The 24,796-nt window shown below is 58.0% G+C and carries 28 protein-coding genes, 1 pseudogene and 1 CRISPR repeat array; of the genes and pseudogenes, 18 read left to right on the forward strand and 11 right to left on the reverse strand.

Features of this window, described 5'->3' with window-relative positions:
- Positions 1-3 precede the first annotated feature (3 nt).
- Positions 4-581: a CRISPR direct-repeat array (repeat unit 29 nt; unit sequence GTGTTCCCCGCGCCAGCGGGGATAAACCG).
- A gap of 232 nt (positions 582-813) precedes the next feature.
- The 4 genes from HMPREF3096_RS26260 to HMPREF3096_RS26270 all read right to left on the reverse strand — a co-directional run bounded on the left by HMPREF3096_RS26260 (position 814) and on the right by HMPREF3096_RS26270 (position 3,034).
- Positions 814-1,281, reverse strand: coding sequence for a hypothetical protein (locus HMPREF3096_RS26260; RefSeq protein WP_032701080.1), 468 nt, complete (start codon positions 1,279-1,281; stop codon positions 814-816).
- Positions 1,282-1,483: 202 nt separating this feature from the next.
- Entirely contained in the window at positions 1,484-1,696 is a 213-nt protein-coding gene (locus HMPREF3096_RS31650) for a DUF3142 domain-containing protein (protein ID WP_227538778.1), read from the reverse strand.
- On the reverse strand, positions 1,680-1,943 hold the full coding sequence (locus tag HMPREF3096_RS31655) for a hypothetical protein (protein ID WP_050597285.1): 264 nt from the start codon (positions 1,941-1,943) through the stop codon (positions 1,680-1,682). The genes HMPREF3096_RS31650 and HMPREF3096_RS31655 overlap by 17 nt, the downstream gene beginning before the upstream one ends.
- A 35-nt stretch (positions 1,944-1,978) precedes the next feature.
- On the reverse strand, positions 1,979-3,034 hold the full coding sequence (locus HMPREF3096_RS26270; protein WP_008806228.1) for an aminopeptidase: 1,056 nt from the start codon (positions 3,032-3,034) through the stop codon (positions 1,979-1,981).
- Between the two features lie 246 nt (positions 3,035-3,280).
- On the opposite strand from HMPREF3096_RS26270, the gene cysG reads away from it, so the two are divergent.
- From cysG to rpoS, 13 genes are all read left to right on the forward strand, one after another.
- Complete coding sequence (gene cysG / locus HMPREF3096_RS26275; RefSeq protein ID WP_162822759.1) at positions 3,281-4,687, forward strand: siroheme synthase CysG; 1,407 nt, start codon at positions 3,281-3,283, stop codon at positions 4,685-4,687.
- Positions 4,688-4,696: 9 nt separating this feature from the next.
- Positions 4,697-5,605 carry a sulfate adenylyltransferase subunit CysD gene (gene cysD / locus HMPREF3096_RS26280; protein ID WP_002915160.1) on the forward strand — a complete coding sequence of 303 codons (909 nt, stop codon included), beginning with the start codon at positions 4,697-4,699 and terminating at the stop codon, positions 5,603-5,605.
- A 9-nt stretch (positions 5,606-5,614) separates the two neighbouring features.
- Positions 5,615-7,042 (forward strand): sulfate adenylyltransferase subunit CysN, encoded by a 1,428-nt coding sequence (gene cysN, locus HMPREF3096_RS26285; RefSeq protein WP_012967340.1) that lies wholly within the window; start codon positions 5,615-5,617, stop codon positions 7,040-7,042.
- Entirely contained in the window at positions 7,042-7,647 is a 606-nt protein-coding gene (cysC, locus tag HMPREF3096_RS26290) for an adenylyl-sulfate kinase (RefSeq protein WP_002915158.1), read from the forward strand. Before cysN ends, cysC begins: the two co-directional genes overlap by 1 nt.
- Before the next feature lie 50 nt (positions 7,648-7,697).
- Complete coding sequence (locus HMPREF3096_RS26295; RefSeq protein WP_008806224.1) at positions 7,698-8,024, forward strand: DUF3561 family protein; 327 nt, start codon at positions 7,698-7,700, stop codon at positions 8,022-8,024.
- 140 nt (positions 8,025-8,164) lie between these two features.
- Entirely contained in the window at positions 8,165-8,482 is a 318-nt protein-coding gene (gene ftsB, locus HMPREF3096_RS26300) for a cell division protein FtsB (RefSeq protein WP_002915156.1), read from the forward strand.
- A 19-nt stretch (positions 8,483-8,501) separates the two neighbouring features.
- Entirely contained in the window at positions 8,502-9,212 is a 711-nt protein-coding gene (gene ispD, locus HMPREF3096_RS26305; RefSeq protein WP_008806223.1) for a 2-C-methyl-D-erythritol 4-phosphate cytidylyltransferase, read from the forward strand.
- A complete protein-coding gene (ispF, locus tag HMPREF3096_RS26310) occupies positions 9,212-9,691 on the forward strand; it encodes a 2-C-methyl-D-erythritol 2,4-cyclodiphosphate synthase (protein ID WP_008806222.1) in 480 nt (159 codons plus the stop codon). Before ispD ends, ispF begins: the two co-directional genes overlap by 1 nt.
- Positions 9,688-10,737 (forward strand): tRNA pseudouridine(13) synthase TruD, encoded by a 1,050-nt coding sequence (gene truD, locus HMPREF3096_RS26315; protein ID WP_012540736.1) that lies wholly within the window; start codon positions 9,688-9,690, stop codon positions 10,735-10,737. Before ispF ends, truD begins: the two co-directional genes overlap by 4 nt.
- A complete protein-coding gene (surE, locus tag HMPREF3096_RS26320) occupies positions 10,718-11,479 on the forward strand; it encodes a 5'/3'-nucleotidase SurE (protein WP_012540737.1) in 762 nt (253 codons plus the stop codon). The genes truD and surE overlap by 20 nt, the downstream gene beginning before the upstream one ends.
- The gene (locus tag HMPREF3096_RS26325) at positions 11,473-12,099 is read left to right on the forward strand and encodes a protein-L-isoaspartate(D-aspartate) O-methyltransferase (RefSeq protein ID WP_008806219.1); all 627 of its coding nucleotides are present in this window, start codon (positions 11,473-11,475) and stop codon (positions 12,097-12,099) included. The genes surE and HMPREF3096_RS26325 overlap by 7 nt, the downstream gene beginning before the upstream one ends.
- 125 nt (positions 12,100-12,224) lie before the next feature.
- Positions 12,225-13,361 carry a murein hydrolase activator NlpD gene (gene nlpD, locus HMPREF3096_RS26330; protein WP_008806218.1) on the forward strand — a complete coding sequence of 379 codons (1,137 nt, stop codon included), beginning with the start codon at positions 12,225-12,227 and terminating at the stop codon, positions 13,359-13,361.
- A 157-nt stretch (positions 13,362-13,518) separates the two neighbouring features.
- Positions 13,519-14,511 (forward strand): RNA polymerase sigma factor RpoS, encoded by a 993-nt coding sequence (rpoS, locus tag HMPREF3096_RS26335; protein ID WP_002915106.1) that lies wholly within the window; start codon positions 13,519-13,521, stop codon positions 14,509-14,511.
- A 52-nt stretch (positions 14,512-14,563) separates the two neighbouring features.
- Here the strand turns inward: rpoS and HMPREF3096_RS26340 are convergent, their stop codons facing one another.
- A complete protein-coding gene (locus HMPREF3096_RS26340) occupies positions 14,564-14,941 on the reverse strand; it encodes a DUF4440 domain-containing protein (RefSeq protein WP_032731156.1) in 378 nt (125 codons plus the stop codon).
- Entirely contained in the window at positions 14,938-16,140 is a 1,203-nt protein-coding gene (locus tag HMPREF3096_RS26345; RefSeq protein WP_032731155.1) for an MFS transporter, read from the reverse strand. The genes HMPREF3096_RS26340 and HMPREF3096_RS26345 overlap by 4 nt, the downstream gene beginning before the upstream one ends.
- A 108-nt stretch (positions 16,141-16,248) precedes the next feature.
- On the opposite strand from HMPREF3096_RS26345, the gene HMPREF3096_RS26350 reads away from it, so the two are divergent.
- Complete coding sequence (locus HMPREF3096_RS26350) at positions 16,249-17,136, forward strand: LysR family transcriptional regulator (RefSeq protein ID WP_016161716.1); 888 nt, start codon at positions 16,249-16,251, stop codon at positions 17,134-17,136.
- 8 nt (positions 17,137-17,144) lie between these two features.
- Here the strand turns inward: HMPREF3096_RS26350 and HMPREF3096_RS26355 are convergent, their stop codons facing one another.
- A complete protein-coding gene (locus HMPREF3096_RS26355) occupies positions 17,145-17,552 on the reverse strand; it encodes a MarR family winged helix-turn-helix transcriptional regulator (protein WP_008806213.1) in 408 nt (135 codons plus the stop codon).
- A gap of 174 nt (positions 17,553-17,726) precedes the next feature.
- Between HMPREF3096_RS26355 and HMPREF3096_RS26360 the strand changes: the two genes are divergently transcribed.
- The 4 genes and pseudogenes from HMPREF3096_RS26360 (at position 17,727) to HMPREF3096_RS26370 (ending at position 20,485) form a co-directional block, all read left to right on the forward strand.
- Positions 17,727-18,320: a non-oxidative hydroxyarylic acid decarboxylases subunit B gene (locus HMPREF3096_RS26360; protein ID WP_002915099.1), complete on the forward strand. Its 594-nt coding sequence runs from the start codon at positions 17,727-17,729 to the stop codon at positions 18,318-18,320.
- Positions 18,320-19,747 (forward strand): non-oxidative hydroxyarylic acid decarboxylases subunit C, encoded by a 1,428-nt coding sequence (locus HMPREF3096_RS26365; RefSeq protein ID WP_008806212.1) that lies wholly within the window; start codon positions 18,320-18,322, stop codon positions 19,745-19,747. Before HMPREF3096_RS26360 ends, HMPREF3096_RS26365 begins: the two co-directional genes overlap by 1 nt.
- Positions 19,748-19,757: 10 nt before the next feature.
- Positions 19,758-19,994: pseudogene (locus HMPREF3096_RS30030) on the forward strand (non-oxidative hydroxyarylic acid decarboxylases subunit D).
- 338 nt (positions 19,995-20,332) lie between these two features.
- Positions 20,333-20,485, forward strand: a complete 153-nt coding sequence (locus tag HMPREF3096_RS26370) for a Hok/Gef family protein (protein WP_002915097.1) — start codon at positions 20,333-20,335, stop codon at positions 20,483-20,485.
- A gap of 118 nt (positions 20,486-20,603) precedes the next feature.
- Here the strand turns inward: HMPREF3096_RS26370 and mutS are convergent, their stop codons facing one another.
- The 4 genes from mutS to HMPREF3096_RS26385 form a co-directional block, all read right to left on the reverse strand.
- Positions 20,604-23,165 (reverse strand): DNA mismatch repair protein MutS, encoded by a 2,562-nt coding sequence (mutS, locus tag HMPREF3096_RS26375; protein WP_032731152.1) that lies wholly within the window; start codon positions 23,163-23,165, stop codon positions 20,604-20,606.
- 268 nt (positions 23,166-23,433) lie between these two features.
- Positions 23,434-23,781 carry a DUF1493 family protein gene (locus HMPREF3096_RS26380; protein ID WP_008806210.1) on the reverse strand — a complete coding sequence of 116 codons (348 nt, stop codon included), beginning with the start codon at positions 23,779-23,781 and terminating at the stop codon, positions 23,434-23,436.
- Complete coding sequence (locus HMPREF3096_RS30040; RefSeq protein ID WP_004188736.1) at positions 23,766-24,215, reverse strand: STM2901 family protein; 450 nt, start codon at positions 24,213-24,215, stop codon at positions 23,766-23,768. The genes HMPREF3096_RS26380 and HMPREF3096_RS30040 overlap by 16 nt, the downstream gene beginning before the upstream one ends.
- Before the next feature lie 11 nt (positions 24,216-24,226).
- The gene (locus HMPREF3096_RS26385) at positions 24,227-24,709 is read right to left on the reverse strand and encodes an Hcp family type VI secretion system effector (RefSeq protein WP_002915094.1); all 483 of its coding nucleotides are present in this window, start codon (positions 24,707-24,709) and stop codon (positions 24,227-24,229) included.
- Between the last annotated feature and the right edge of the window lie 87 nt (positions 24,710-24,796).

Consider the following 24,796-nt stretch of genomic DNA (forward strand, 5'->3'; position numbering starts at 1 on the left):
GAAGTGTTCCCCGCGCCAGCGGGGATAAACCGAGCTCCGCATCCGCAGCAGAAACAAATCCAGTGTGTTCCCCGCGCCAGCGGGGATAAACCGAAATATAATGGGAATTGCCCCGCTCCGGCGGGGTGTTCCCCGCGCCAGCGGGGATAAACCGCGGGATCGCTGCCACCAAACGGCTGATAATGGGTGTTCCCCGCGCCAGCGGGGATAAACCGCTCGCCCCAGTCCGGTTTGCTCATCAACTACTGTGTTCCCCGCGCCAGCGGGGATAAACCGGCGGCAACGCCTCACAGATGCACAAATAAATTGTGTTCCCCGCGCCAGCGGGGATAAACCGCGAAGACACGCTGGCACAGATTGCCGAGCTAAGTGTTCCCCGCGCCAGCGGGGATAAACCGCATGTCAGCCCCTCAATGTTATAGCGCTGCTGGTGTTCCCCGCGCCAGCGGGGATAAACCGTTCAATGCGGCGATAACTTCCTTTAAATCCACGTGTTCCCCGCGCCAGCGGGGATAAACCGGGTTGCGACATCGCGCCAGGTATTAATCACGGGTGTTCCCCGCGCCAGCGGGGATAAACCATCGACGATGTTCTGCGTGATGGTGATGTATGCGTGTTCCCCGCATTCACGGGGATAAGCCCGCAATTAACAATCAGGCGCCATCTCATAGGCTGTTTGATGGCGCAGGATCAGCACCGCTTGCCACCAGCCCTGCGCCTGAGCTTTTTTGTGTCCTTTTGTCGGCAAAGCATTGGTAAACGCTTGGGCGGCGTCTCTATCCTCAGTTAGCGCAAAATAGGCCAGAGCTTTTGCTACTGGCCCGTGCGCATCAGGCGTCGTGCGAGCAGATTGCGTAGCCTGGCGTCGGCGCTTTCGCGCCCGGCATTTTTCGGCATATTAAGATCAGAAGGAGAAGGTGCCGGGACATATTTATCCACGAAAGCAATGAGCTCATTGACCGTTAGCACCCGTTCGGCAATGTGCGCGACATCCGGCCAGTAATTTTCTTTCGCCTGATACATCAACCACATCGCCTGCAGATAGTCGTCGCGGTTGAGCGCGAGTATCGCCTGCTCGGCGTGAATACGGCAGACCGGCGTCACAAACTCCTCGCTGATAATGTCATCACTAGACTGCTGGAAGCCCCATGCTTCGTTTGGCAGGAATGACGCAGCCGCTTGGGCGAACCATGCCGCCGCTGTTATGGCATCACCCGCCCGCAGCGCCATTTTGGCTCTCACCCAGGCGGTGAGCCCGTCTTCTTTGGCATTTTTCAACATGAGCGTCACCAGCGGATACTGGCCTTGTCAGGAAACGCCAGCCACAGCCTGCGGGTGGTGAATGACTGCCGCCAGCGTACTAAGCGACCAGGTGCGGGTATCGTTATCCAGCGGCAGACGAAACCAAACGATACCTGAAAATTTTTTGGTGGATCTTGTTCCAGTTCGCGAATAAAAGTGTCGATTTGCTGCGGTGAAACGCTCAGTTCTTGTTTTTCAGCCGCAATCCACAGCGGCGACTCGCTTTCGACGCTGGCGGGCTTTCCCTAAGAAGAGATGAGCGCGGAACCATCGGCAGGGAACGCCAGGCGAAAGGGGTGAGGGCAATAAGCGCATACTGCCTGCTCCAGCGCTGCGCCTGTGTGGGGGCGAACAAACAGGTCCCCGGGGATTGCACACTATGAAGTTGCAGCACGGAACTGTCTGCCGCGCTCAGCAGAGGACGCAGATCCTGGGAGGCGGGCCAGGCGGACGCCTTCCTGAGGATGAAACTGGATCCCCAGAACGCGCAAGGTGGAAAACAGCGCCTGGCTTTGCCGTAGCGCGGTTTTATGCTGGTCACTCCAGACGCGCTGCCAGATATAGACCTGGCTGTCGGCGAGAGCCCCCGCGCTGGCAGCCAGCAGCAGAAAAAGAAGTCCTGAACAGCGAAAATTTATCATGGCGACAGTCCTTGTTGCCGGCGTTGACTAACCGATTATTTTAATGACGATGGCTTCTCCACCTTCGCCAGCTCTTTCACCAGCGGCAGCATCACTTTCACTACCTCGCGGCTGCGGCGTTCTATGCGTCCCGGCAGCGCGTGGTCGAGATACTGCTGATTATCAATCTGCACGCTATGCCAGCTGGTGCCGTCCGGGAAGGCGCGGGATTTCTGGCGCTGCTGATAGCCATCCTTTTTGCCGAGTGACCAGTTGGTTGCCTCGACCGACAGCACCGGGATCCCCGCGCTGTCGAAGACGCTGGCGTCGTTACAGCAGGCGGTGCCTTTTGGGTATGCTGGGTTCAGTCCTGGATTGGTCGCCGCGACAATCCCCTTGCTGCGGGCGATAGCCAGCGCACGGTCGCGGGTTAGCTTACGCACCGAGGCCGGCGTGCGGCGGCCACTGTTGAAGTAAAGCTTATCGCCCACCACCAGATTATCGAGGTTGATCACCAGCAGGGTATTTTTCTTTTCCGCCTCACTCATGCGCTGCAGCAGATTTTGCGCCCCGAGACGACCTTCCTCTTCACCGCTGGTGGCGATAAAGCGAATGCCATAGCGGGTGGGGATATTCTTTAAATGATCCGCCAGCTCCAGCATCACGCCGAGCCCCATCGCGTTGTCGTCGATGCCCTGCAGCGTCAGGCCGCCAAGGTTGTTCTCCACGTCTTTATCGCTCTGCGGCGCGTAGGTATCGAGGTGCGCCATAATAATGATTTGCTGGCGGGACTGGCCTTCATGGGCGGCGATCACCGTACTGCCGGTGGCGTTATGCCAGTTCTTACGCTGATTGTTATCGGTATAGATGTAGCGGGTATTGAAGCTGCGCACGTCGCTCTGATACCCCATCTGGGCGAACTGCTGGCGGAGGTACTCGGCTGACAACATCTCGGCTGGTGTTCCGGTCATTCGTCCCGGGAAGACGGTGGCGATATGACGAGCCTGGCTACTGGCGGTGTCGCCCAGCGCGCTGAATGCGGGGGCGGCGGCGAAAACAAAACCGGTGCCGAGCGCCAGAGGAAGCAGACGGCGGCACAACGCGGAAAACATAAGGGGTCCTTACACGAACAAGACAATTTGACGCGTACAGTATGAAACTGTGACCGCGGTTAAACAATTTCAATTGCTCTTAAATAGCGGAAAAATAGCGCGTTAAGCACTTTTTGATATTTGTATTTCCACAGCGTTATTCCTTTGCGTCACAACTCATTCCATTTCGTAATTTCATTTGCTCTCAGGCGCACCCTATAGTCGCAGTATCGCTGATTGTAAGAGAGTTGTTGCGCCGTGGATTACTTGCCCCTTTTTGCCGAACTGAAACAAAGGCCCGTGCTGGTGATCGGCGGCGATGAGATTGCTGAACGCAAGATTAAATTCCTGCTGCGCGCCCAGGCGCAGGTGCAGGTGGTCGCCGGGACGCTCTCTCCGGCGCTGGCCGATCTGGCGGCGCGCCAGGCGCTTAGCTGGCGGGCGACGGAATTTAGCGAGTCGCTGGTGGATGATGTCTTTCTGGTGATTGCGGCCACGGAGGATGAGGCGCTTAACCAGCGGGTGTTTGCGGCGGCTAACGCGCGCTACCGGTTGGTCAACGTGGTGGATAACCAGGCGCTGTGCTCGTTTGTCTTCCCTTCTATCGTCGACCGTTCGCCGCTGCTCGTGGCGATCTCCTCCAGCGGCAAAGCGCCAGTGCTGTCGCGCATTCTGCGCGAGAAAATTGAAGCGCTGCTGCCGACGAACCTCGGGCGGCTGGCGGAATCGGCGAGCTACTGGCGTAACCATCTGAAAACTCGTCTGACGACCACCGAAGCGCGTCGCCGCTTCTGGGAACGCGTCTTCACCGGCCGCTTTGCCAGCCTGATGGTGGCGGGTAATCATGCGGAGGCGGAAAAGGCGCTGCAGGATGAGCTGGATAAGCCCGAACGCGAGACGGGAGAAATTATTCTGGTGGGCGCCGGGCCGGGCGATGCCGGGCTGCTGACCCTTCGTGGTCTGCAGGCGATCCAGCAGGCGGACGTGGTTTTCCACGACCATCTGGTGACCCCGCCGGTTCTCGAGCTGGTGCGCCGCGATGCCGAGTTAATCTGTGTCGGCAAACGCGCCGGCGAGCACTCGGTGCCGCAGCATGAAACCAATCAGCTGCTGGTGGCGGCGGCGAAGGCGGGGAAAACCGTCGTGCGTCTGAAGGGCGGGGATCCGTTTATTTTTGGCCGCGGCGCAGAAGAGTTGCAGGCTGCCGCCGAAGCGGGGATCCCGTTTCAGGTGGTGCCAGGCGTCACTGCCGCCGCCGGGGCGACGGCCTATGCCGGTATTCCACTGACCCATCGCGACTATGCGCAAAGCGCCGTCTTTGTTACCGGCCACTACAAGCCGGATAGCGCCCCCTTCGACTGGTCGCTGCTGGCGAAGAGCCAACAAACGCTGGCGATCTACATGGGCACCATGAAGGCGGCGGAAATTAGCGCTCAGCTGATCGCCCACGGTCGCGACAGCACTACGCCGGTCGCGGTGATTTCCCGCGGTACCCGCGACGATCAGCAGACGATAACCGGCACATTGCAACAACTCGAACACCTGGCGAAAGACGCCCCGATGCCCGCCCTGCTGGTGGTGGGCGAAGTGGTGCAGCTGCATCAGCAGCTCGCCTGGTTTCAACAAACATCATCCGCCGAGGGGTTTAACGCTTCGGTGGTCAATCTGGCTTAAGGAACGGTTATGGACCAAAAACGACTCACTCACCTGCGGCAACTGGAGGCGGAAAGCATCCATATTATTCGTGAGGTGGCCGCCGAATTTTCTAACCCGGTGATGATGTACTCCATCGGGAAAGATTCCAGCGTAATGCTGCATCTGGCGCGCAAAGCGTTTTATCCGGGAACCCTGCCGTTCCCGCTGCTGCACGTCGATACCGGCTGGAAATTCCGTGAGATGTATGAGTTCCGCGACCGGACTGCTAAAGCCTACGGCTGTGAGCTGCTGGTGCATAAAAACCCGGAAGGGGTGGCGATGGGCATCAACCCGTTTGTCCACGGCAGCGCTAAGCATACCGATATCATGAAAACGGAAGGCCTGAAGCAGGCGCTGAACAAATACGGCTTTGACGCCGCGTTCGGCGGCGCGCGTCGCGACGAAGAGAAATCCCGCGCGAAAGAGCGCATCTACTCCTTCCGCGACCGCTTCCACCGCTGGGACCCGAAAAATCAGCGTCCGGAGCTGTGGCACAACTACAACGGCCAGATTAACAAAGGCGAAAGCATCCGCGTCTTCCCGCTCTCCAACTGGACTGAGCTGGATATCTGGCAGTACATCTATCTGGAAAATATTGAAATCGTGCCGCTGTATCTGGCCGCTGAGCGCCCGGTGCTGGAGCGCGACGGTATGCTGATGATGATCGATGACGACCGTATCGATCTGCAGCCGGGCGAAGTGATTGAAAAACGGATGGTGCGTTTCCGTACCCTTGGCTGCTGGCCGCTGACCGGCGCAGTGGAGTCTGAAGCGCAGACGCTGCCGGAAATTATTGAAGAGATGCTGGTATCGACCACCAGTGAACGTCAGGGCCGCGTGATTGACCGCGACCAGGCCGGCTCGATGGAGCTGAAGAAACGTCAGGGGTATTTCTAAGGAGCCGCCATGAACACCACAATTGCCCAACAAATTGCTAATGAAGGCGGCGTAGAAGCTTACCTGCACGCGCAACAGCACAAGAGCCTGCTGCGTTTTTTGACCTGCGGCAGCGTCGATGACGGCAAAAGCACCTTAATTGGCCGTCTGCTGCACGATACGCGCCAGATCTATGAAGACCAGCTGTCGTCTCTGCACAACGACAGCAAGCGTCACGGTACCCAGGGCGAAAAACTGGACCTGGCGCTGCTGGTGGACGGCCTGCAGGCTGAGCGTGAGCAGGGCATCACCATCGATGTCGCTTACCGTTACTTCTCGACCGAAAAACGCAAATTTATCATCGCCGACACCCCGGGGCACGAGCAGTACACGCGCAATATGGCCACCGGCGCGTCAACCTGCGACCTGGCGATCCTGCTGATCGATGCGCGCAAAGGCGTGCTCGACCAGACCCGCCGTCACAGCTTTATCTCTACGCTGCTGGGCATTAAGCACCTGGTGGTAGCGGTCAACAAAATGGATCTCGTCGAGTTTAGCGAAGCGCGCTTCAACGAGATCCGGGAAGATTATCTGACTTTCGCCGAGCAGCTGCCGGGCAACCTCGATATCCGCTTTGTACCGCTGTCGGCGCTGGAAGGCGATAACGTCGCCAGCCAGAGCGCGAATATACCGTGGTACAGCGGCCCGACCCTGCTGGAAGTCCTCGAAACCGTGGAGATCCAGCGGGTGGTCGAGAGCCAGCCGCTGCGCTTCCCGGTGCAGTATGTTAACCGTCCGAACCTCGATTTCCGCGGCTTCTCCGGCACGGTCGCCTCTGGCACGGTTACCGTTGGCCAGCGTCTGAAGGTGCTGCCGTCGGGCGTCGAATCGAGCGTGGCGCGTATCGTCACCTTCGACGGCGACCTGCAGGAAGCTGCCGCCGGCGAAGCCATTACCCTTGTGTTGAAAGATGAAATCGACATCAGCCGCGGCGACCTGCTGGTTGACGCGCAAGCCTCGCTGCCGGCGGTGCAAAGCGCCAGCATCGACGTGGTGTGGATGGCCGAGCAGCCGCTGACCCCGGGCCAGAGCTACGACATTAAAATCGCCGGCAAGAAGACCCGCGCTCGCGTCGACGCTATCCGCTACCAGGTCGATATTAACAACCTGACCCAGCGTGAAGTCGAGTCTCTCCCGCTGAACGGCATTGGGCTGGTGGAGCTGACCTTTGACGAACCTTTAGTGCTGGATCCGTATCAGCAAAACCCGGTGACCGGCGGCCTTATCTTTATCGATCGCCTGACCAACGTCACCGTGGGCGCCGGGATGGTCAACGAGCCGCACCTGCAGGCGTCGACCTCGGCATCGCAGTACAGCGCCTTCGAGCTGGAGCTGAACCAGCTGATCCGTAAACACTTCCCACACTGGGACGCCCGCGACCTGCTGGGAGGCCAATAATGGCCCAGCATGACGAAAACGTCGTCTGGCATGCCCATCCTGTAACTCAGCAGCAGCGGGAACAGCATCACGGCCATCGCGGCGTGGTGCTGTGGTTTACCGGCCTTTCGGGGTCGGGTAAATCCACTGTCGCCGGGGCGCTGGAAGAGGCGCTGCATGAGCGTGGCGTCAGCACCTATCTGCTGGACGGCGACAACGTGCGCCATGGTCTGTGCAGCGATCTGGGATTCAGTGATGAGGATCGCAAAGAGAACATTCGCCGCGTCGGCGAAGTGGCCAGGCTGATGGTCGATGCCGGGCTGGTGGTATTGACGGCATTTATATCACCACACCGCGCGGAACGGCAGATGGTGCGCGAGCGCCTGGGGGAGGGACGCTTTATCGAAGTGTTCGTCGATACCCCGCTGGCCATCTGCGAGGCGCGGGATCCGAAAGGATTATACAAGAAGGCGCGGGCAGGGGAATTACGCAATTTCACCGGCATAGACTCGGTCTATGAGGCACCGGAAAAGGCGGAAATTCATCTGGATGGTGAACAATTGGTAACAAATTTGGTGCACCAACTATTAGACCTGCTGCAACAGAGCGATATTATCAGATCCTGAAACGGCAGCGGCATCGAGGGGTGCCGGTTGCCCGGTCTACAGGATTCGATATGCGCAATACCCAGAACCTCAGTATTATTCGTTCAGAACCGCCTCCGGCGATCGGCGACGAGACCACCTGGTCTCTGTCGGGCGCTGCCGTGGGCTTTATTTCATGGCTGCTGGCGCTGGGTATTCCCTTCCTTCTCTATGGCAGTAATACGCTCTTCTTCCTCCTTTACACCTGGCCGTTCTTCCTTGCGTTGATGCCGGTGGCGGTAGTGGTCGGTATTGCGCTGCACTCTCTGCTCAATGGCAAACTGCTCTATAGCGCCAGCGCGACCATCCTGACCGTCGGGCTGATGTTTGCGCTACTCTTCCTCTGGCTGTTGGGATAACCCGTTTCCGGGATGAATCAAGCATGGGTATCGGCAGCAAAAATATGGTACAGTCCCCGCGTTACGCGGCATCGTCCGCGCGCCCCGGTAGCGTACCCGGGCGAGTTTTGGGATGATGATGCCGTTTTTCAGGGGGCAGGATGGGTAAACTAACGCTGCTATTATTAGCTTTGCTGGTCTGGCTACAGTATTCACTGTGGTTCGGTAAAAACGGCCTGCACGACTACACGCGGGTTAACGACGACGTCACCGCCCAGCAGGCGACTAACGCCAAATTAAAAGCACGCAACGATCAGCTATTTGCCGAAATTGACGACCTCAACGGCGGGCAGGAAGCGATCGAGGAGCGCGCGCGCAATGAACTCAGTATGACCCGCCCGGGCGAAACCTTCTATCGTCTGGTACCGGATGCGTCTAAACGCAACCAGGCATCGGGACAACAGCAGAACAATCGATAACCAGGCCCAGGATTACGACATGGCAGCCACTTTTCCGGGCGTTTGCGCCGTGGTGCCGGCAGCCGGTTTTGGCCGCCGCATGCAAACGGAATGCCCGAAACAATATCTCTCAATCGGTAACAAAACGATTCTCGAACATGCCGTCGCCGCACTGCTGGCGAATGCGTGCGTCCAGCGCGTGGTGATTGCCGTCAGCCCCGGCGATCGGCGCTTCAGCCAGCTACCGCTGGCGCAGCACCCGCAAATTACCGTCGTGGATGGCGGCGCCGAGCGCGCCGATTCCGTGCTCGCGGGCCTGAAGGCGTTGCCGGAGGCGCAGTGGGTGCTGGTGCATGACGCCGCGCGCCCCTGCCTGCATCAGGACGACCTCAGCCGTCTGCTGGCGCTCAGCGAAACCAGCCGTGTCGGGGGGATCCTCGCGGCGCCGGTGCGCGACACCATGAAGCGCGCCGAGCCGGGCAAAACCGCTATCGCCCATACCGTCGATCGTAATGACCTGTGGCATGCGCTCACCCCGCAATTTTTCCCTCGCGAGCTGCTGGTGGATTGCCTCACCCGGGCGCTGAACGAGGGGGCGACCATCACTGATGAAGCCTCGGCGCTGGAGTACTGCGGCTTCCATCCGCAACTGGTCGCCGGTCGCGCGGATAATATTAAAGTGACGCGCCCGGAAGACCTGGCGCTGGCTGAATTTTACCTCACCCGTTCCCGACACCAGGAGAAAGCTTAATGCGAATTGGACATGGTTTTGACGTACACGCTTTTGGCGGTGAAGGCCCAATCATTATTGGCGGGGTACGCATTCCTTATGAAAAAGGGCTGCTGGCCCACTCCGACGGCGACGTCGCGCTGCATGCGCTGACCGACGCGCTGCTGGGCGCCGCGGCGCTCGGCGATATCGGCAAACTGTTCCCCGATACCGATCCGGCGTTTAAAGGCGCCGATAGCCGCGAACTGCTGCGCGAAGCGTGGCGTCGTATTCAGGCCAAAGGCTATACGCTCGGCAACGTCGACGTCACCATTATCGCCCAGGCGCCGAAGATGCTGCCGCATATTCCGCAGATGCGCGTCTTTATCGCTGAAGATCTCGGCTGCCATATGGACGACGTCAACGTGAAAGCGACCACCACCGAGAAGCTGGGCTTCACCGGCCGCGGGGAAGGGATCGCCTGCGAAGCGGTCGCGCTGCTGCGTAAGGCCGAAAAATGATCGCCTTTGACCAACTGACCTGGCTGCACGGCAAGCCGCAGAGCAGCGGGCTGCTGAAAGCCAATCCGGAAGATTTTCTGGTAGTGGAGGATCTGGGCTTTGCGCCGGACGGCGAAGGCGAACATGTGCTGGTGCGGATCCTGAAAAACGGCTGCAATACGCGCTTTGTCGCCGACGCGCTGGCGAAATTCCTCAAGATCCACGCCCGAGAAGTGAGCTTCGCCGGGCAAAAGGATAAGCACGCCGTCACCGAGCAGTGGCTGTGCGCGCGGGTGCCCGGCAAAGAGATGCCGGACCTGAGCAAATTTCAGCTCGAGGGCTGCCAGGTACTGGAATATGCCCGCCATAAGCGTAAGCTGCGTTTAGGCGCGCTGAAAGGCAACCAGTTTACCGTGATCCTGCGCGAGATTAGCCATCGCCAGGACGTGGAGACGCGTCTGCAGGCCATCGCTGAACGGGGCGTACCGAACTATTTCGGCGCGCAGCGCTTTGGCATTGGCGGCAGTAATCTGCAGGGCGCGTTGCGCTGGGCGGAAAGCGACGCGCCGGTGCGCGATCGCAATAAGCGCAGTTTTTGGTTGTCGGCGGCCCGCAGTGCGTTGTTTAATCAGCAAGTCAGTATTAGATTAAAAAAAACGGAATTTAATCAGGTTGTTGATGGCGATGCGCTACAATTAGCGGGGCGTGGGAGCTGGTTTGTCGTCACACCGGAAGAACTCGAGGTTTCGCAGGCGCGGGTGCACAACCGCGAACTGATGATCACGGCTGCGCTGCCGGGCAGCGGCGACTGGGGAAGCCAGCGCGACGCTCTGGCCGCCGAGCAGGCCGCCATCGCCGAAGAAACGTCGCTGCAGGCGCTGTTGGTGCGGGAGAAAGTTGAGGCGGCGCGCCGGGCGATGCTCCTCTATCCGCAGCAGCTTAGCTGGAACTGGTGGGATGACGTAACCGTTGAACTGCGTTTCTGGCTGCCGGCGGGCAGCTTCGCCACCAGCGTGGTCAGGGAGCTTATCAATACAACGGGTGACTATGCGAATATTGCTGAGTAACGATGACGGGATCCATGCGCCGGGGATACAGACCCTGGCAAAGGCCTTAAGGGAGTTTGCCGAGGTCCAGGTTGTTGCACCCGATCGTAACCGCAGCGGAGCCTCGAATTCGCTGACGCTGGAATCATCCCTGCGTACGTTTACCTTTGAAAATGGCGACATCGCCGTCCAGATGGGCACCCCGACCGACTGTGTCTATCTCGGCGTGAACGCGCTGATGCGCCCGCGTCCGGACATCGTCGTTTCCGGCATTAACGCGGGTCCCAACCTGGGCGATGACGTCATCTATTCCGGCACCGTGGCCGCAGCGATGGAAGGTCGCCATCTGGGGTTCCCCGCGCTGGCCGTGTCGCTGAACGGCTATCAGCATTACGATACCGCCGCGGCGGTAACCTGCACCATTCTGCGCGCCTTAAGCCGCGAGCCGCTGCGTACCGGGCGGATCCTTAACATCAACGTGCCGGATCTCCCGCTTGATCAAATCAAGGGCATTCGCGTGACCCGCTGCGGCAACCGCCATCCGGCCGACCAGGTGATCCCGCAAAAAGATCCGCGCGGCAACACCCTGTACTGGATTGGCCCGCCGGGCGATAAGCGCGATGCCGGGCCGGGCACCGATTTTGCGGCAGTGGATGAAGGCTATGTTTCCGTGACGCCATTGCACGTCGATTTAACCGCCCATCAGGCGCATGAGGTAGTCAGCGATTGGCTGGAACGTGTCGGGGTTGACGGGCAATGGTAAGTAAACGTGTTGAAAGTTTGTTGAATCAACTGCGCACGCAGGGCATCGTCGATGAGCGTGTCCTCGAGGCGATCGCGCGGGTCCCGCGCGAAAAATTTGTTGATGAAGCCTTTGAACATAAAGCGTGGGAAAACACCGCGCTGCCGATTGGCCAGGGGCAGACCATCTCCCAGCCTTACATGGTGGCGCGGATGACCGAGCTGCTGACGCTGACGCCGGAGTCGCGCGTGCTGGAGATCGGCACTGGTTCCGGCTACCAGACGGCCATCCTGGCGCACCTGGTGCATCACGTTTGCTCGGTGGAGCGGATTAAGAGTTTACAGTGGCAGGCGCGTCGTCGCCTGAAACAACTTGATTTACATAATGTTTCAACCCGTCATGGCGATGGGTGGCAAGGTTGGCAGGCACGGGCGCCGTTTGATGCCATTATTGTGACGGCGGCGCCGCCGGAGATTCCAACCGCGCTGCTGGCGCAGCTGGATGACGAAGGCGTGCTGGTGCTGCCGGTTGGCGAAGAGCATCAGTTTCTCAAACGGATCCGTCGCCGGGGCAACGAATTTATCATTGATACCGTCGAGGCCGTTCGCTTTGTTCCCCTGGTGAAGGGGGAGCTGGCCTGAGACCCGGATTATTCCAGGTTTTTTTTGCCTGACTTTAGGCGTAGGGTGGACGCATTTTTCAGTGTCCTGGCCGGGCGCCGCCCGGTAAGCAAGATATTGGCAGTTAACATATTCCTGGGGGATAAATGAGCGCGGGAAGCACCAAATTTACCGTCAGCCGTATTGCGGCTCTTTCACTGGTTTCACTCTGGCTGGCCGGGTGTACCAACACCAATAATCCGCCAGCGCCGGTTAGCTCTGCCGGCGGTGCCGCCTCTTCCAGCACCAACTCCGGCATGCTGATTACGCCGCCATCCTCCGGCGTCAAGTCTGCTCCTCAGGCGCAGCCGATCCAGCCGGTACAGACCCAGACCATTCAGCCGCAGCCGACGCCGATGGCGCAGGAGCCGGTGCAGACGGTGAACGGTAAGATCGTTTACAACCGCAAATATGGCGATATTCCGAAAGGTAGCTACACCGGCGGCAGTACCTATACGGTCAAACGCGGCGACACGCTGTTCTATATCGCGTGGGTCACCGGCAACGATTTCCGTGACCTGGCGCAACGCAACAATGTCCCGGCCCCGTACGCCCTGAACGTGGGTCAGGTGCTGCAGGTCGGCAACGCCTCAGGCCAGCCGATCACCGGTGAAAACGCCGTTTCTCAGGCCAGCGCAAGGGCGAGCGGCGGTGCGACAGCCACCACAACTTCTGCACAAAAATCGACCGCGGTGGTTGCTTCACAACCGACTATTACGTATTCTGAATCTTCAGGTGAACAGAGTGCTACCAAGATGTTGCCTAATAATAAACCAGCGACCACGACCACAACGGTTGTCGCGCCGGTGACGGCACCAACAACGGTGAGCACAACCCAGCCGACTGCAAGCAGTACGTCAACCAGTTCGCCGATCTCATCATGGCGCTGGCCGACTGATGGCAAGGTTATCGAGAACTTTAGCGGCGCGGAAGGCGGCAATAAAGGTATCGACATTGCAGGCAGTAAGGGACAGGCTATTGTCGCGACCGCCGATGGGCGTGTCGTCTATGCCGGTAACGCACTGCGCGGCTACGGTAATCTTATTATCATCAAACACAACGATGATTACCTGAGTGCCTACGCTCATAACGATACCATGCTGGTTCGGGAGCAACAGGAAGTCAAAGCGGGGCAGAAAATCGCTACCATGGGTAGCACCGGAACCAGCTCAACAAGATTACATTTTGAAATTCGTTACAAGGGGAAATCCGTCAACCCGCTGCAGTACTTACCGCAGCGATAATTTGGCAAAGTACGGATAAGCGAAGCATCAGCTAACAGGCGCCAGGGCGGTGTCTACGTCCCTCTCACAGAGAGGGCAGGGGAAATCGTCCAGGCGTCGTTTGTTGATGTGCCGTGGAAGGTGCTTTGCTCAGGGATCACGGGTAGGAGCCACCTTTATGAGTCAGAATACGCTGAAAGTTCATGATTTAAATGAAGACGCGGAATTTGATGAGAACGGAATTGAGGTTTTCGACGAGAAGGCCTTAGTAGAAGAGGAACCCAGTGATAGCGATCTGGCTGAGGAAGAGCTGCTGTCGCAAGGCGCAACACAACGCGTACTTGACGCCACTCAGCTTTATCTTGGAGAGATTGGTTATTCCCCACTGCTGACCGCGGAAGAGGAAGTCTATTTCGCGCGTCGCGCACTGCGTGGTGATGTCGCTTCACGCCGTCGCATGATTGAAAGCAACCTGCGTCTGGTGGTGAAGATTGCCCGTCGTTACAGCAATCGTGGTCTGGCGCTGCTGGATCTGATTGAAGAAGGTAACCTCGGACTGATCCGCGCCGTTGAAAAGTTTGACCCGGAACGTGGGTTCCGTTTTTCGACTTATGCGACCTGGTGGATCCGCCAGACTATTGAACGGGCGATCATGAACCAAACCCGTACGATCCGTTTGCCGATCCACATTGTTAAAGAGCTGAACGTCTATCTGCGTACCGCGCGCGAGTTGTCCCATAAGCTGGACCACGAGCCGAGTGCGGAAGAGATTGCCGAACAGCTGGACAAACCGGTCGATGACGTCAGCCGTATGCTGCGTCTGAACGAGCGCATCACCTCCGTGGATACTCCGCTGGGTGGCGATTCAGAAAAAGCGCTGCTGGATATTCTGGCCGATGAGAAAGAGAACGGCCCGGAAGACACCACGCAGGACGATGATATGAAGCAAAGCATCGTCAAATGGCTGTTCGAGCTGAACGCCAAGCAGCGTGAAGTTCTGGCGCGTCGTTTCGGTCTGCTGGGTTATGAAGCAGCCACGCTGGAAGATGTGGGCCGTGAAATTGGCCTCACCCGCGAGCGTGTGCGGCAGATCCAGGTGGAAGGTCTGCGTCGCCTGCGGGAAATTCTGCAGGGGCAGGGGCTGAATATCGAAGCGCTCTTCCGCGAATAAGATCTTTTCTCTCAAAAAGGCCCCCTCGACAGTCGGGGCCTTTTTCTTTGCGCTAGCCGAGTCGGGTTTCCTGCAGATGACGCCAGATCATTTTTCCTTCCGCTTGCTGAAAAATCGCCGTCGACCAGCGTACGTTCTCACTGCCATCCGCCAGCGTTTGGCTTTCACGGTATAGCACTGCGGCGCCGTCGTGCCATTCGCTAATGATTTTCGCCTGATCCACCGCGATGTGTAATCCCGGACGGGTTGCCCCCGCATGGTGGAAAAAACGGCTCACCGCCGGGTAGTCCATCTTCTCGCCGCCCGGAGGGATCATGATGAATTCGGCGGCAAAACGTGTCATCAGCGCCTCAGCGCTTCCTTCCCCCTGGCTTAACCAGCGTTCAATAAGGACATGGGCGTCGAGGACTTCCTGCAGATAAGGGTTCATGACTTCTCCAGAGTGGTGTGCAGGCGATGGATAATCGCCCGATTGTTCAGCCGCAGGCAAAACAGCAGCGGCAACAGGGTGATGGCAGCGGCGCTAATAAACACCCCCTGCCAGGCGTAGACCGGCGGGAACACCCTCAGCAGCAGGGCGAGCAGCGCGCTGCCGGCAAAGAAGCTGAGCTGGCGGTTCAGATTCCACAGCGCGCTGGCGTCAGGCATCTCTTCGGCAGGCGTATGCAGGAAGGCGCTGCTTTGCGCAGTACTGCTGCATAAGCAGCCTCCGCCGCCCATCAGCGTAAAGGCCAGAATCAACAGCGCCAGCGGGCTGTGCGTATCGATCTTCAGCAGCAGCAGGATCCCCGCCGCCTGAAGCAGGCAGCCGATGACGACCAGCGGCCGGGGCCCGAAGCGGTTGAAATACCTGCCGGTAAAAGTGATGGCGGCGAACGAGGCCAGTGACCAGGGCACCATCAGGGCACCGATGGCCCCCGGCGCCATCCCGGTGACGCGTTGCAGGTAGAACATCCCGACCACGTTGACGCCAATAAACATCCCCGGTACGCAGAGGTAGATCAGCATCGCGAAGCGCAGCAGGGGATCGGCCAGCAACGACAGCGGAAGAAAGCGAGTTGGGCGAACCGGGCCGGGGCTGTCGTTCAGCCATCGCACTGCCAGCACAAAGGTTAGCAGAGCCACAGGCAGGCTGGCGAAAAAGACCCAGCGCCAGCTGAAGGCCTCGACTAACAAGCCGCCGATCGCCGGCGAGCAGGCTGGCGCCAGCAGGCCGACCAGCATCACCGCCGCCGAGAGTTTCGCCCGCTCATGCGACTGAAACAGCGGCCACGTCAATGCCTGGCCAAGGGGGATTAACAGCCCGCCGCCCATCCCCTGCAGCGTCCGCCAGAAAATCAGCTCGCCGAGACTGCTGGCAAGCCCTGCCGCCAGCGCGCCGAGGCTGAACAGCCCCAGCGAAAGTAAAAACAGCCGTTTCGCCCCCCAGCGCTGACTAAGCCAGGCGCTGAACGGCACAACGACCGTCAGACCGAGAATATAAGCATTGCTGACCCACGCCAGCTGAGAGACGGAAACCGTCAGCGCGCGGCTGATGGCCGGGAAGGCGATGCTGGCGATAAACATATTGATTAAATCGAGAAAAAAGCCGAACAGAAAAACGGTGGCAACGCGGTGGCGATAGGTCATGGTTCACTCCCTCAGACAGGCGGTTACTGTAAACCCGGTGCCATGGGGGATAAACGGGGCTAGTCGGGATATACTGTCTGAATATTTTTGACAATCATCCGGACGACAATGCTTAATCTTCAGCGTGTGACCATGTTTATCGCCGTGGTGGATGCCGGCAGCTTCACCCTGGCCGCTGCGGCGCTGGGGCAGACCAAGGCGGTGGTCAGCTTTAACGTGCGGCAACTGGAAAATGAGCTGGGGGTGACCCTGCTGCTGCGCTCTACGCGTCGTCTGCGCCTCACCGACGCCGGGGCGCTGTTCTATCAGCGCGGGGTGGCGCTGCTGAAAGCGGCGGAAAATCTGCAGGATGAGGTGCGGGCCAGCCATACCGGCTTAAGTGGCGAGCTGCGGATCACCACTACGCCGGAGTATGGCGCGCAGGTTATCATTCCGGCGCTAGCCGCGTTTGCCCGTCGTCACCCGGCGCTGCGGGTGCGCCACGTCTCCTCCTCCCATCATGCGGACCTCATTTCAGAACGATTTGATGTGGCGATACGCCTCGGTACGCTGGCCGATTCCCGCTATCGGGCGACGCGGATAGCCAGTTTCGCGATCCTGCCCGTCGCCTCTCCGGCCTGGCTGGCAAGCCATCCGGTGCAGACGCTGTCCGATCTGGCGCAAGCTGACTGGATTATTCATGAGCGTCTGTCGGCGCCGCTGCGCTGGCAGCTGCGCACGGATCAACAGACAGAGGTGGATTTCGCCATCGCCAGCGCGCCGCGCTTTTCAGCCGACAGCGCTACGGCGCTGATGAGCTTTGCCCTGGCCGGGTGCGGCATCGCCTTGCTGCCGGCATGGCTGGTAGCCGAAAAAGTGGCGCAGCGGGAGCTGGTGCCGCTCCTGTCGGAATACCATTTCCCACAGCAGGGCGTGTATGCCCTTTATCCCGATGCGCAGCATATGCCGACCCGGGTGCGGGCGTTTATTGACTTCCTGCGCGAGAAGGTCGGTTAAGCGCCCGTTCAGGGCGCCATCATTTTGCGCACCAGCCGGGTGAACTGTTCACGTTCGCCATCGCTCAGGCGGCCGAGAAACTCGTCATCGATCTCATTGCCCTGCGGAATCGAACGGTTAAGCAACGCCTCGCCTTGTTCGGTCAGATAGACAAAACGGCGGCGTTTATCGGCGGGATCGTGTTCCCGGCGCACCAGGCCGCGCGCCTCCATCCGGCTGAGCATCTCCGCCAGCGTGGCCTTGGTACTGACCGCCGCTTCAATCAGCACGACCTGCTCAATACCCGGCTGCTCCGCTACCGAGCGCATCACCGCATACTGAGGTTTAGTCAGGTCCGGTAACGCCTGCTGCCAGCGGGCGGTATGTTGTTGAAAAAGCTGGCGCAGCAGGTGAAATGCTTCGTTTCGTAACTCCATGAATACTCCGTAACAAAACTGTCACCTCTATGATAGCCGTTCGTACGCCATTTTATACCCTTTCTGCGTTTTTGATTAAAAATGCGCACGTATACGAACGATCTTGTCATCCCCGTCCGGAGAGGGTAATTTAAATATAAAGTTCGTGTACGAACAAAATGAATGAGGTCTGGAATGAAACTGATTATTGGGATGACGGGGGCCACCGGGGCTCCGCTTGGGGTGGCATTGCTGCAGGCGCTACGTGATATGCCGGAGGTGGAAACCCACCTGGTGATGTCGAAATGGGCCAAAACCACCATCGAGCTGGAAACGCCCTGGACAGCGCGCGAAGTGGCCGCGCTGGCGGACTTTTCCCACAGCCCGGCAGACCAGGCCGCCACCATCTCTTCCGGTTCATTTCGTACCGACGGCATGATCGTTATTCCCTGCAGTATGAAAACGCTGGCAGGCATTCGCGCGGGTTATGCCGAAGGGCTGGTGGGCCGCGCGGCGGACGTGGTGCTCAAAGAGGGGCGCAAGCTGGTGCTGGTCCCGCGGGAAATGCCGCTCAGCACGATCCATCTGGAGAACATGCTGGCGCTGTCGCGCATGGGCGTGGCGATGGTGCCGCCCATGCCGGCTTACTACAACCACCCGGAGACGGTTGACGATATCACCAATCATATCGTCACCCGGGTGCTGGATCAGTTTGGCCTCGACTATCACAAAGCGCGCCGCTGGAACGGCTTGCGCACGGCAGAACAATTTGCACAGGAGATCGAATAATGGCTTTTGATGATTTGCGCAGCTTTTTGCAGGCGCTGGATGACCAGGGACAACTGCTGAAAATCAGTGAAGAGGTGAACGCTGAGCCCGATCTGGCGGCGGCCGCCAATGCGACCGGACGCATCGGCGACGGCGCCCCGGCGCTGTGGTTCGATAATATTCGCGGCTTTACCGACGCCCGCGTGACGATGAACACCATCGGCTCGTGGCAGAACCATGCCATCTCGCTGGGCCTGCCGCCCAACACGCCGGTGAAAAAGCAGATTGATGAATTCATTCGCCGCTGGGATAACTTCCCGGTGACGCCAGAGCGCCGCGCCAACCCGGCGTGGGCGGAAAACACCGTGGATGGCGACGATATCAACCTGTTCGATATTCTGCCACTGTTCCGCCTCAACGATGGTGACGGCGGTTTCTACCTCGATAAAGCCTGTGTCGTTTCGCGCGATCCGCTTGATCCTGACAACTTCGGTAAGCAAAACGTCGGTATCTACCGCATGGAAGTGAAAGGCAAGCGCAAACTCGGTCTGCAGCCGGTGCCGATGCACGATATCGCGCTGCATCTGCACAAAGCGGAAGAGCGTGGGGAAGATCTGCCGATCGCTATTACCCTCGGTAACGACCCGATTATTACCCTGATGGGCGCCACGCCGCTGAAATACGATCAATCAGAATATGAAATGGCTGGCGCGCTGCGCGAGAGCCCGTATCCCATCGCCACCGCGCCGCTGACCGGCTTTGACGTGCCCTGGGGCTCAGAGGTGATCCTCGAAGGGGTCATTGAAGGGCGCAAGCGTGAAATCGAAGGGCCGTTCGGCGAGTTCACCGGCCACTACTCAGGCGGCCGCAATATGACGGTGGTGCGTATCGATAAAGTTTCTTATCGCACAAAACCGATTTTTGAATCGCTCTATCTCGGTATGCCGTGGACCGAAATTGACTATCTGATGGGCCCGGCGACCTGCGTGCCGCTGTATCAGCAGTTGAAGGCAGAGTTCCCGGAAGTGCAGGCGGTCAACGCCATGTACACCCATGGTCTGCTGGCGATCATCTCCACCAAAAAACGCTACGGCGGTTTTGCCCGCGCGGTGGGCCTGCGGGCGATGACCACTCCGCACGGCCTCGGCTATGTGAAGATGGTGATCATGGTTGATGAAGACGTCGACCCGTTCAACCTGCCACAGGTGATGTGGGCGCTCTCCTCGAAGGTTAACCCGGCGGGAGACCTGGTGCAGTTGCCGAACATGTCGGTCCTTGAACTTGACCCAGGCTCCAGCCCGGCAGGCATCACCGACAAACTGATTATCGACGCCACCACCCCGGTTGCGCCGGACCTTCGCGGCCACTACAGCCAGCCGGTGCAGGATCTGCCGGAAACCAAAGCCTGGGCTGAAAAACTGACCGCTATGCTGGCCAACCGTAAATAAGGAGAAGAAGATGATTTGTCCACGTTGCGCCGATGAAAAGATTGAAGTGATGGCAACCTCGCCGGTGAAAAGGGTCTGGACCGTGTATCAGTGCCAGCACTGTCTTTACACCTGACGAGATACCGAGCCGCTGCGCCGCACCAGTCGCGAACACTATCCGGAAGCGTTCCGCATGACGCAGAAAGATATTGATGAGGCACCGCAGGTGCCACACGTACCGCCGCTATTGCCGGAAGATAAGCGTTAATAAAAGGGGCCCGCTAAGTCGGGCCTTTTTTATATTTAGTACAATTATGGAAGCTATTTTTTCATTAAATTAAAAAATTACGTGAGGGGTTAATATACTGGGATGACTTTGCGAGCCTGCTTCCAGATTATTATAAAATCCGTCTGATTAATTCCTTGCAGATAAATTTCACGCCCTGACGAGTATAGAATAGCGGCGGGTGCTTGAGGCTGTCTGGCCTTGAGCATTACCAGGACCCCAGACAGACGAAAGCCCCAGGAGATATTTCTATCAACTGAGGCTAGCGAATGAACATCGACAATTCAGATGTTAGTCTCTTCTTTGCAGGGAGGCAAGATATGCTGACAAAATATGCCCTTGTGGCAATCATCGTACTCTGTATTACGGTACTGGGATTTACGCTGTTGGTGCACAGCTCACTATGCGAGCTGAGTATTAAAGAGCGTAATATTGAGTTTAAAGCTGTTCTCGCTTACGAATCGAAGAAGTAGCATCCGCGCCGGGGCAACCCCGCGTATGGGTTGTCAGGACGCATCCTCTAGCACCCATTTTTAGTTTGTTAAAACGGCAGCGCTGAGCGGCGCTGCCGTTTTTCACCTTAATGGGTGGCTAAACCAGGCTTTTCAGACGGTAGATCCACTCCAGCGCCTGACGCGGGGTCAGGGAGTCGGGATCAAGATTCTCCAGTGCCTCAACCGCAGGCGAGGTCTCTTCCGGGGCGGCGAGCAGCGACATCTGCGTGCCGTCGACCTGGGTCGCCGCCGCGTTGGGCGAGATGCTCTCCAGCTCGCGCAGTTTCTGCCGCGCGCGCTTGATCACCTCTTTCGGCACCCCGGCCAGCGCGGCGACCGCCAGGCCATAGCTCTTGCTGGCCGCGCCGTCCTGCACGCTGTGCATAAAGGCGATGGTATCGCCGTGCTCCAGCGCGTCGAGGTGGACGTTGGCGACGCCTTCCATTTTCTCCGGCAGCTGAGTGAGCTCGAAGTAGTGGGTGGCGAACAGCGTCAGCGCCTTGATTTTGTTGGCCAGACTTTCCGCACAGGCCCACGCCAGCGATAGCCCGTCGTAGGTGGACGTGCCGCGGCCAATCTCATCCATCAGCACCAGGCTATGCTCGGTGGCGTTGTGCAGGATATTGGCGGTTTCAGTCATCTCCACCATAAAGGTCGAGCGGCCGCTGGCCAGGTCATCCGCCGCGCCGACGCGGGTAAAGATGCGATCGATGGGCCCGATCTCCACCTTCTGCGCCGGGACGTAGCTGCCGATATAGGCCAGCAGCGCAATCAGCGCGGTCTGGCGCATATAGGTACTTTTACCGCCCATGTTCGGCCCGGTGATGATCAGCATCCGCCGCTGCGGCGCCAGCTGCAGCGGGTTGGCGATAAACGGCTCTTTCAGCACCTGCTCGACCACCGGATGGCGGCCTTCGCTGATGCGAATGCCCGGCTTATCGCTAAAGGTCGGACAGCAGTAGTTCAGGGTTTCCGCCCGTTCCGCCAGGTTGACCAGCACGTCCAGCTCGGCCAGCGCGCTGGCGCTGGTTTGCAGGTCGGCGAGATGCGGCAGCAGCAGGTCGAACAGTTCGTCATAAAGCTGTTTTTCCAGTGCCAGCGCTTTGCCCTTGGAGGTCAGCACCTTATCTTCGTATTCCTTCAGCTCAGGAATAATGTAGCGTTCGGCGTTCTTCAGCGTCTGGCGGCGCACGTAGTGGATCGGCGCGAGGTGGCTCTGGCCGCGGCTAATCTGGATGTAGTAGCCGTGGACGGCGTTGTAGCCGACTTTCAGGGTATCGAGGCCCAGCCGCTCGCGCTCGCGGATCTCCAGCTTATCGAGATAATCGGTGGCGCCATCGGCCAGCGCCCGCCACTCGTCCAGCTCTTCGCTATAGCCCGGAGCGATGACTCCGCCGTCGCGGACCAGCACCGGCGGCGCGTCAATCACCGCGCGCTCCAGCAGTTCGCGCAGTTCGGTGAACTCGCCCATTTTCTCGCGCAATTTTTGCACCGGCTGACGGTCAACTTCGGCCAGCAGCTCACGCAGCAGCGGCAACTGCTGCAGGGCATGACGCATGCGGGCTAAATCGCGTGGACGGGCGGTACGCAGCGCCAGACGCGCCAGAATACGTTCCAGATCGCCGACCTGGCGCAGCACCGGCTGCAGCTCGGTATAGCGCTCCTGCAGCGCGCCGATGGTCTGCTGGCGCTCCACCAGCACGGCGGTATCGCGGACCGGCATATGCAGCCAGCGCTTGAGCATCCGGCTGCCCATCGGCGTCACCGTACAGTCGAGTACCGAGGCCAGGGTGTTGTCGGTGCCGCCGGCCAGATTCTGGGTGATCTCGAGGTTACGGCGGGTGGCGGCATCCATAATGATGCTGTCCTGCTGGCGTTCCATGGTGATGGAACGGATGTGCGGCAGCGAGGTGCGCTGAGTGTCTTTGACATACTGCAGCAGGCAGCCGGCGGCGCACAGGCCGCGCGGGGCGTTTTCCACGCCGAAGCCGACCAGATCGCGGGTGCCGAACTGCAGGTTAAGCTGCTGGCGCGCGGTGTCGATTTCAAATTCCCACAGCGGGCGACGGCGCAGACCGCGGCGGCCCTCGATCAGCGACGATTCGGCAAAATCTTCCGCATACAGCAGTTCCGCCGGATTAGTACGCTGCAGCTCTGCCGCCATGGTTTCGCGGTCGGCCGGTTCACTCAGGCGAAAGCGCCCAGAGCTGATATCCAGCGTCGCGTAACCAAAGCCCTTGCTGTCCTGCCAGATGGCGGCCAGCAGGTTGTCCTGGCGCTCCTGCAGCAGCGCTTCATCGCTGATGGTGCCCGGCGTAACGATACGCACCACTTTACGCTCGACCGGTCCCTTGGTGGTGGCCGGATCGCCAATCTGCTCGCAAATGGCCACCGACTCGCCCTGATTGACCAGTTTGGCGAGGTAGTTCTCCACCGCGTGGTGGGGGATGCCGGCCATCGGGATGGGTTCGCCCGCGGAGGCGCCGCGCTTGGTCAGCGAGATATCGAGCAGCTGCGACGCGCGTTTCGCATCGTCATAAAATAGCTCGTAAAAATCCCCCATCCGGTAAAACAGTAGAATGTCAGGATGTTGCGCCTTCAGCTTGAGATACTGCTGCATCATCGGCGTGTGGGCGTCGAGATTGTCAATTGTGCTCATGGGGTGTTATCCAGATCCCTGATTTGAAATGGCTGCGATTTTGTAGTTGTCGTCGTTATCACATGGATGAGACATAATAACGGAGATGGGCAGGTGAGGGAAACCGACGAAAGCACGCGGCGCGATCCGGATTCCAGTTGCAGAGGGGGCGGGGTACCGTCACAGTAATTGAACCGCCGCCACGCGATCGTCTTCATACATTACGTTCGCCGTCGATGTTGTTCTGCCTTCTGGCCGCAGACCTCGTTACGACAACGGCTTGTGGTTGCTAGTCGTAAAGCCATTTACCTGCTTTTGCTGATTCGGCAAACATTTTGATGGTTAAAGGTTTACGCGTTTTTTCTACATCTTCTCGTTTTACTTTAAACCACCGAGTTAGCATTGGAGTATTCTCCCAAGGGAAATAACACGACCATTTAACACTGGAAAGATCAACATTAAATTTTTGTTCAAATTTATTTAAAGCGTCATGCAGATCGTCGCCGGGAGCATCAAATAAGTCATAATCAAGTTCCAATGGGATTTCTTTCCAATTTTTATCTAAACGGGTTGAGATCTCATCTTTAAACAAGTCTAAAACCTGATCTTGAATGCTTTTCATTAAAAGGATGTCCATTGTATACGGTCTTTGGGGCGAGCTATTAGGTTGTATTTTTCCTGAGTTTTTCTTGAAACTTGATAAATTGAGTTTACAAGTCCTATCCAACCTAACCACGGAACATAACGGGCGATAACAGCAGCAAGACTATTTGTTTTTCTCATTCTTACACCAACGGGTGTAGGAACCCTAATACCAAATGGAGTTTTTGCATTTCTCAGAAGCATCCTTCCATATTTAGAAACAACACTTGTTCCTTTTATTGCCTCTCCTGGCTTTGTTCTGGTTTTTAGCCAAGGTTGCCCGGCGAGGATAGCGGCACCAGATTCAATACCAATGCCAAGTTCGTCACAAAATTGTTCAAGAAAAATGACATCAAAAAGTTCACCAGCCGAAAGATTGGATTGTCCGTGATAGAAATAGGTTCCATTTAGTTCTTCTGTCGTATCCATTTGCTCATCTATTATGCTGTTTGTCTTTCATTCCAGGCATCGGTGAAAATTATATTTCCGTCACAATGTTTCCAGGTGATCTTCTCATATCTAAGTTCGACAGATTCAAGATGGTTGTTGTTCTTGTCTTCTGGGGAAGCCATTGTAGGAGATATTGATACGATTCGGACGCCTTCAAGTAGCATATTGAAGTATTCCACTTCTTGACCAGCATCGCTGATTTTATACCATTTGATTTCAGCAGATTTCAGGTTCTGACCAGTAGCTACTGCTTTGTAGAGGTATGGGCTGGAATAGTCGAATTCTTTAACGATGATCATTGGTGAGTGCTGACGAGTGCCGGTAGGCTTGCCAGTGGCATTATCAGTGGGAATGGAGAGATTGTGATGAAACCCTTTAAATTCGATGCTGAACTCCCTGTCTGCAACATCACAACCACCTTTGATTAGTGCCCCACCGTCGTCGTATATCCACATATTACCTGGAATAGCCATGCTTCTTCTTCCCTCTATTATCATTAGTAAGAAAAACAGTGTATCGAGTTGATTAAGCGCAGTAAATAATCAATGTGTCGTTTTTGG

This window comes from Klebsiella sp. HMSC25G12 (assembly GCF_001807705.1).
In the GTDB taxonomy this organism is placed as follows: domain Bacteria; phylum Pseudomonadota; class Gammaproteobacteria; order Enterobacterales; family Enterobacteriaceae; genus Klebsiella; species Klebsiella variicola.

Coding starts and splice junctions, on each gene's coding strand:
- cysN (WP_012967340.1), top strand. CDS start 5,615: ATGAACACCACAATTGCCCAACAAATTGCTAATGAAGGCGGCGTAGAA.
- HMPREF3096_RS26295 (WP_008806224.1), top strand. CDS start 7,698: ATGCGCAATACCCAGAACCTCAGTATTATTCGTTCAGAACCGCCTCCG.
- truD (WP_012540736.1), top strand. CDS start 9,688: ATGATCGCCTTTGACCAACTGACCTGGCTGCACGGCAAGCCGCAGAGC.
- HMPREF3096_RS26380 (WP_008806210.1), bottom strand. CDS start 23,781: ATGGACATCCTTTTAATGAAAAGCATTCAAGATCAGGTTTTAGACTTG.
- nlpD (WP_008806218.1), top strand. CDS start 12,225: ATGAGCGCGGGAAGCACCAAATTTACCGTCAGCCGTATTGCGGCTCTT.
- cysC (WP_002915158.1), top strand. CDS start 7,042: ATGGCCCAGCATGACGAAAACGTCGTCTGGCATGCCCATCCTGTAACT.
- HMPREF3096_RS26370 (WP_002915097.1), top strand. CDS start 20,333: ATGCTGACAAAATATGCCCTTGTGGCAATCATCGTACTCTGTATTACG.
- HMPREF3096_RS26350 (WP_016161716.1), top strand. CDS start 16,249: ATGCTTAATCTTCAGCGTGTGACCATGTTTATCGCCGTGGTGGATGCC.
- ispF (WP_008806222.1), top strand. CDS start 9,212: ATGCGAATTGGACATGGTTTTGACGTACACGCTTTTGGCGGTGAAGGC.
- HMPREF3096_RS26385 (WP_002915094.1), bottom strand. CDS start 24,709: ATGGCTATTCCAGGTAATATGTGGATATACGACGACGGTGGGGCACTA.
- HMPREF3096_RS26340 (WP_032731156.1), bottom strand. CDS start 14,941: ATGAACCCTTATCTGCAGGAAGTCCTCGACGCCCATGTCCTTATTGAA.
- HMPREF3096_RS26345 (WP_032731155.1), bottom strand. CDS start 16,140: ATGACCTATCGCCACCGCGTTGCCACCGTTTTTCTGTTCGGCTTTTTT.
- HMPREF3096_RS26270 (WP_008806228.1), bottom strand. CDS start 3,034: ATGTTTTCCGCGTTGTGCCGCCGTCTGCTTCCTCTGGCGCTCGGCACC.
- surE (WP_012540737.1), top strand. CDS start 10,718: ATGCGAATATTGCTGAGTAACGATGACGGGATCCATGCGCCGGGGATA.
- HMPREF3096_RS26325 (WP_008806219.1), top strand. CDS start 11,473: ATGGTAAGTAAACGTGTTGAAAGTTTGTTGAATCAACTGCGCACGCAG.
- rpoS (WP_002915106.1), top strand. CDS start 13,519: ATGAGTCAGAATACGCTGAAAGTTCATGATTTAAATGAAGACGCGGAA.
- ispD (WP_008806223.1), top strand. CDS start 8,502: ATGGCAGCCACTTTTCCGGGCGTTTGCGCCGTGGTGCCGGCAGCCGGT.
- cysD (WP_002915160.1), top strand. CDS start 4,697: ATGGACCAAAAACGACTCACTCACCTGCGGCAACTGGAGGCGGAAAGC.
- HMPREF3096_RS26355 (WP_008806213.1), bottom strand. CDS start 17,552: ATGGAGTTACGAAACGAAGCATTTCACCTGCTGCGCCAGCTTTTTCAA.
- HMPREF3096_RS26365 (WP_008806212.1), top strand. CDS start 18,320: ATGGCTTTTGATGATTTGCGCAGCTTTTTGCAGGCGCTGGATGACCAG.
- HMPREF3096_RS30040 (WP_004188736.1), bottom strand. CDS start 24,215: ATGGATACGACAGAAGAACTAAATGGAACCTATTTCTATCACGGACAA.
- HMPREF3096_RS26260 (WP_032701080.1), bottom strand. CDS start 1,281: ATGTTGAAAAATGCCAAAGAAGACGGGCTCACCGCCTGGGTGAGAGCC.
- mutS (WP_032731152.1), bottom strand. CDS start 23,165: ATGAGCACAATTGACAATCTCGACGCCCACACGCCGATGATGCAGCAG.
- ftsB (WP_002915156.1), top strand. CDS start 8,165: ATGGGTAAACTAACGCTGCTATTATTAGCTTTGCTGGTCTGGCTACAG.
- HMPREF3096_RS31655 (WP_050597285.1), bottom strand. CDS start 1,943: ATGATAAATTTTCGCTGTTCAGGACTTCTTTTTCTGCTGCTGGCTGCC.
- HMPREF3096_RS26360 (WP_002915099.1), top strand. CDS start 17,727: ATGAAACTGATTATTGGGATGACGGGGGCCACCGGGGCTCCGCTTGGG.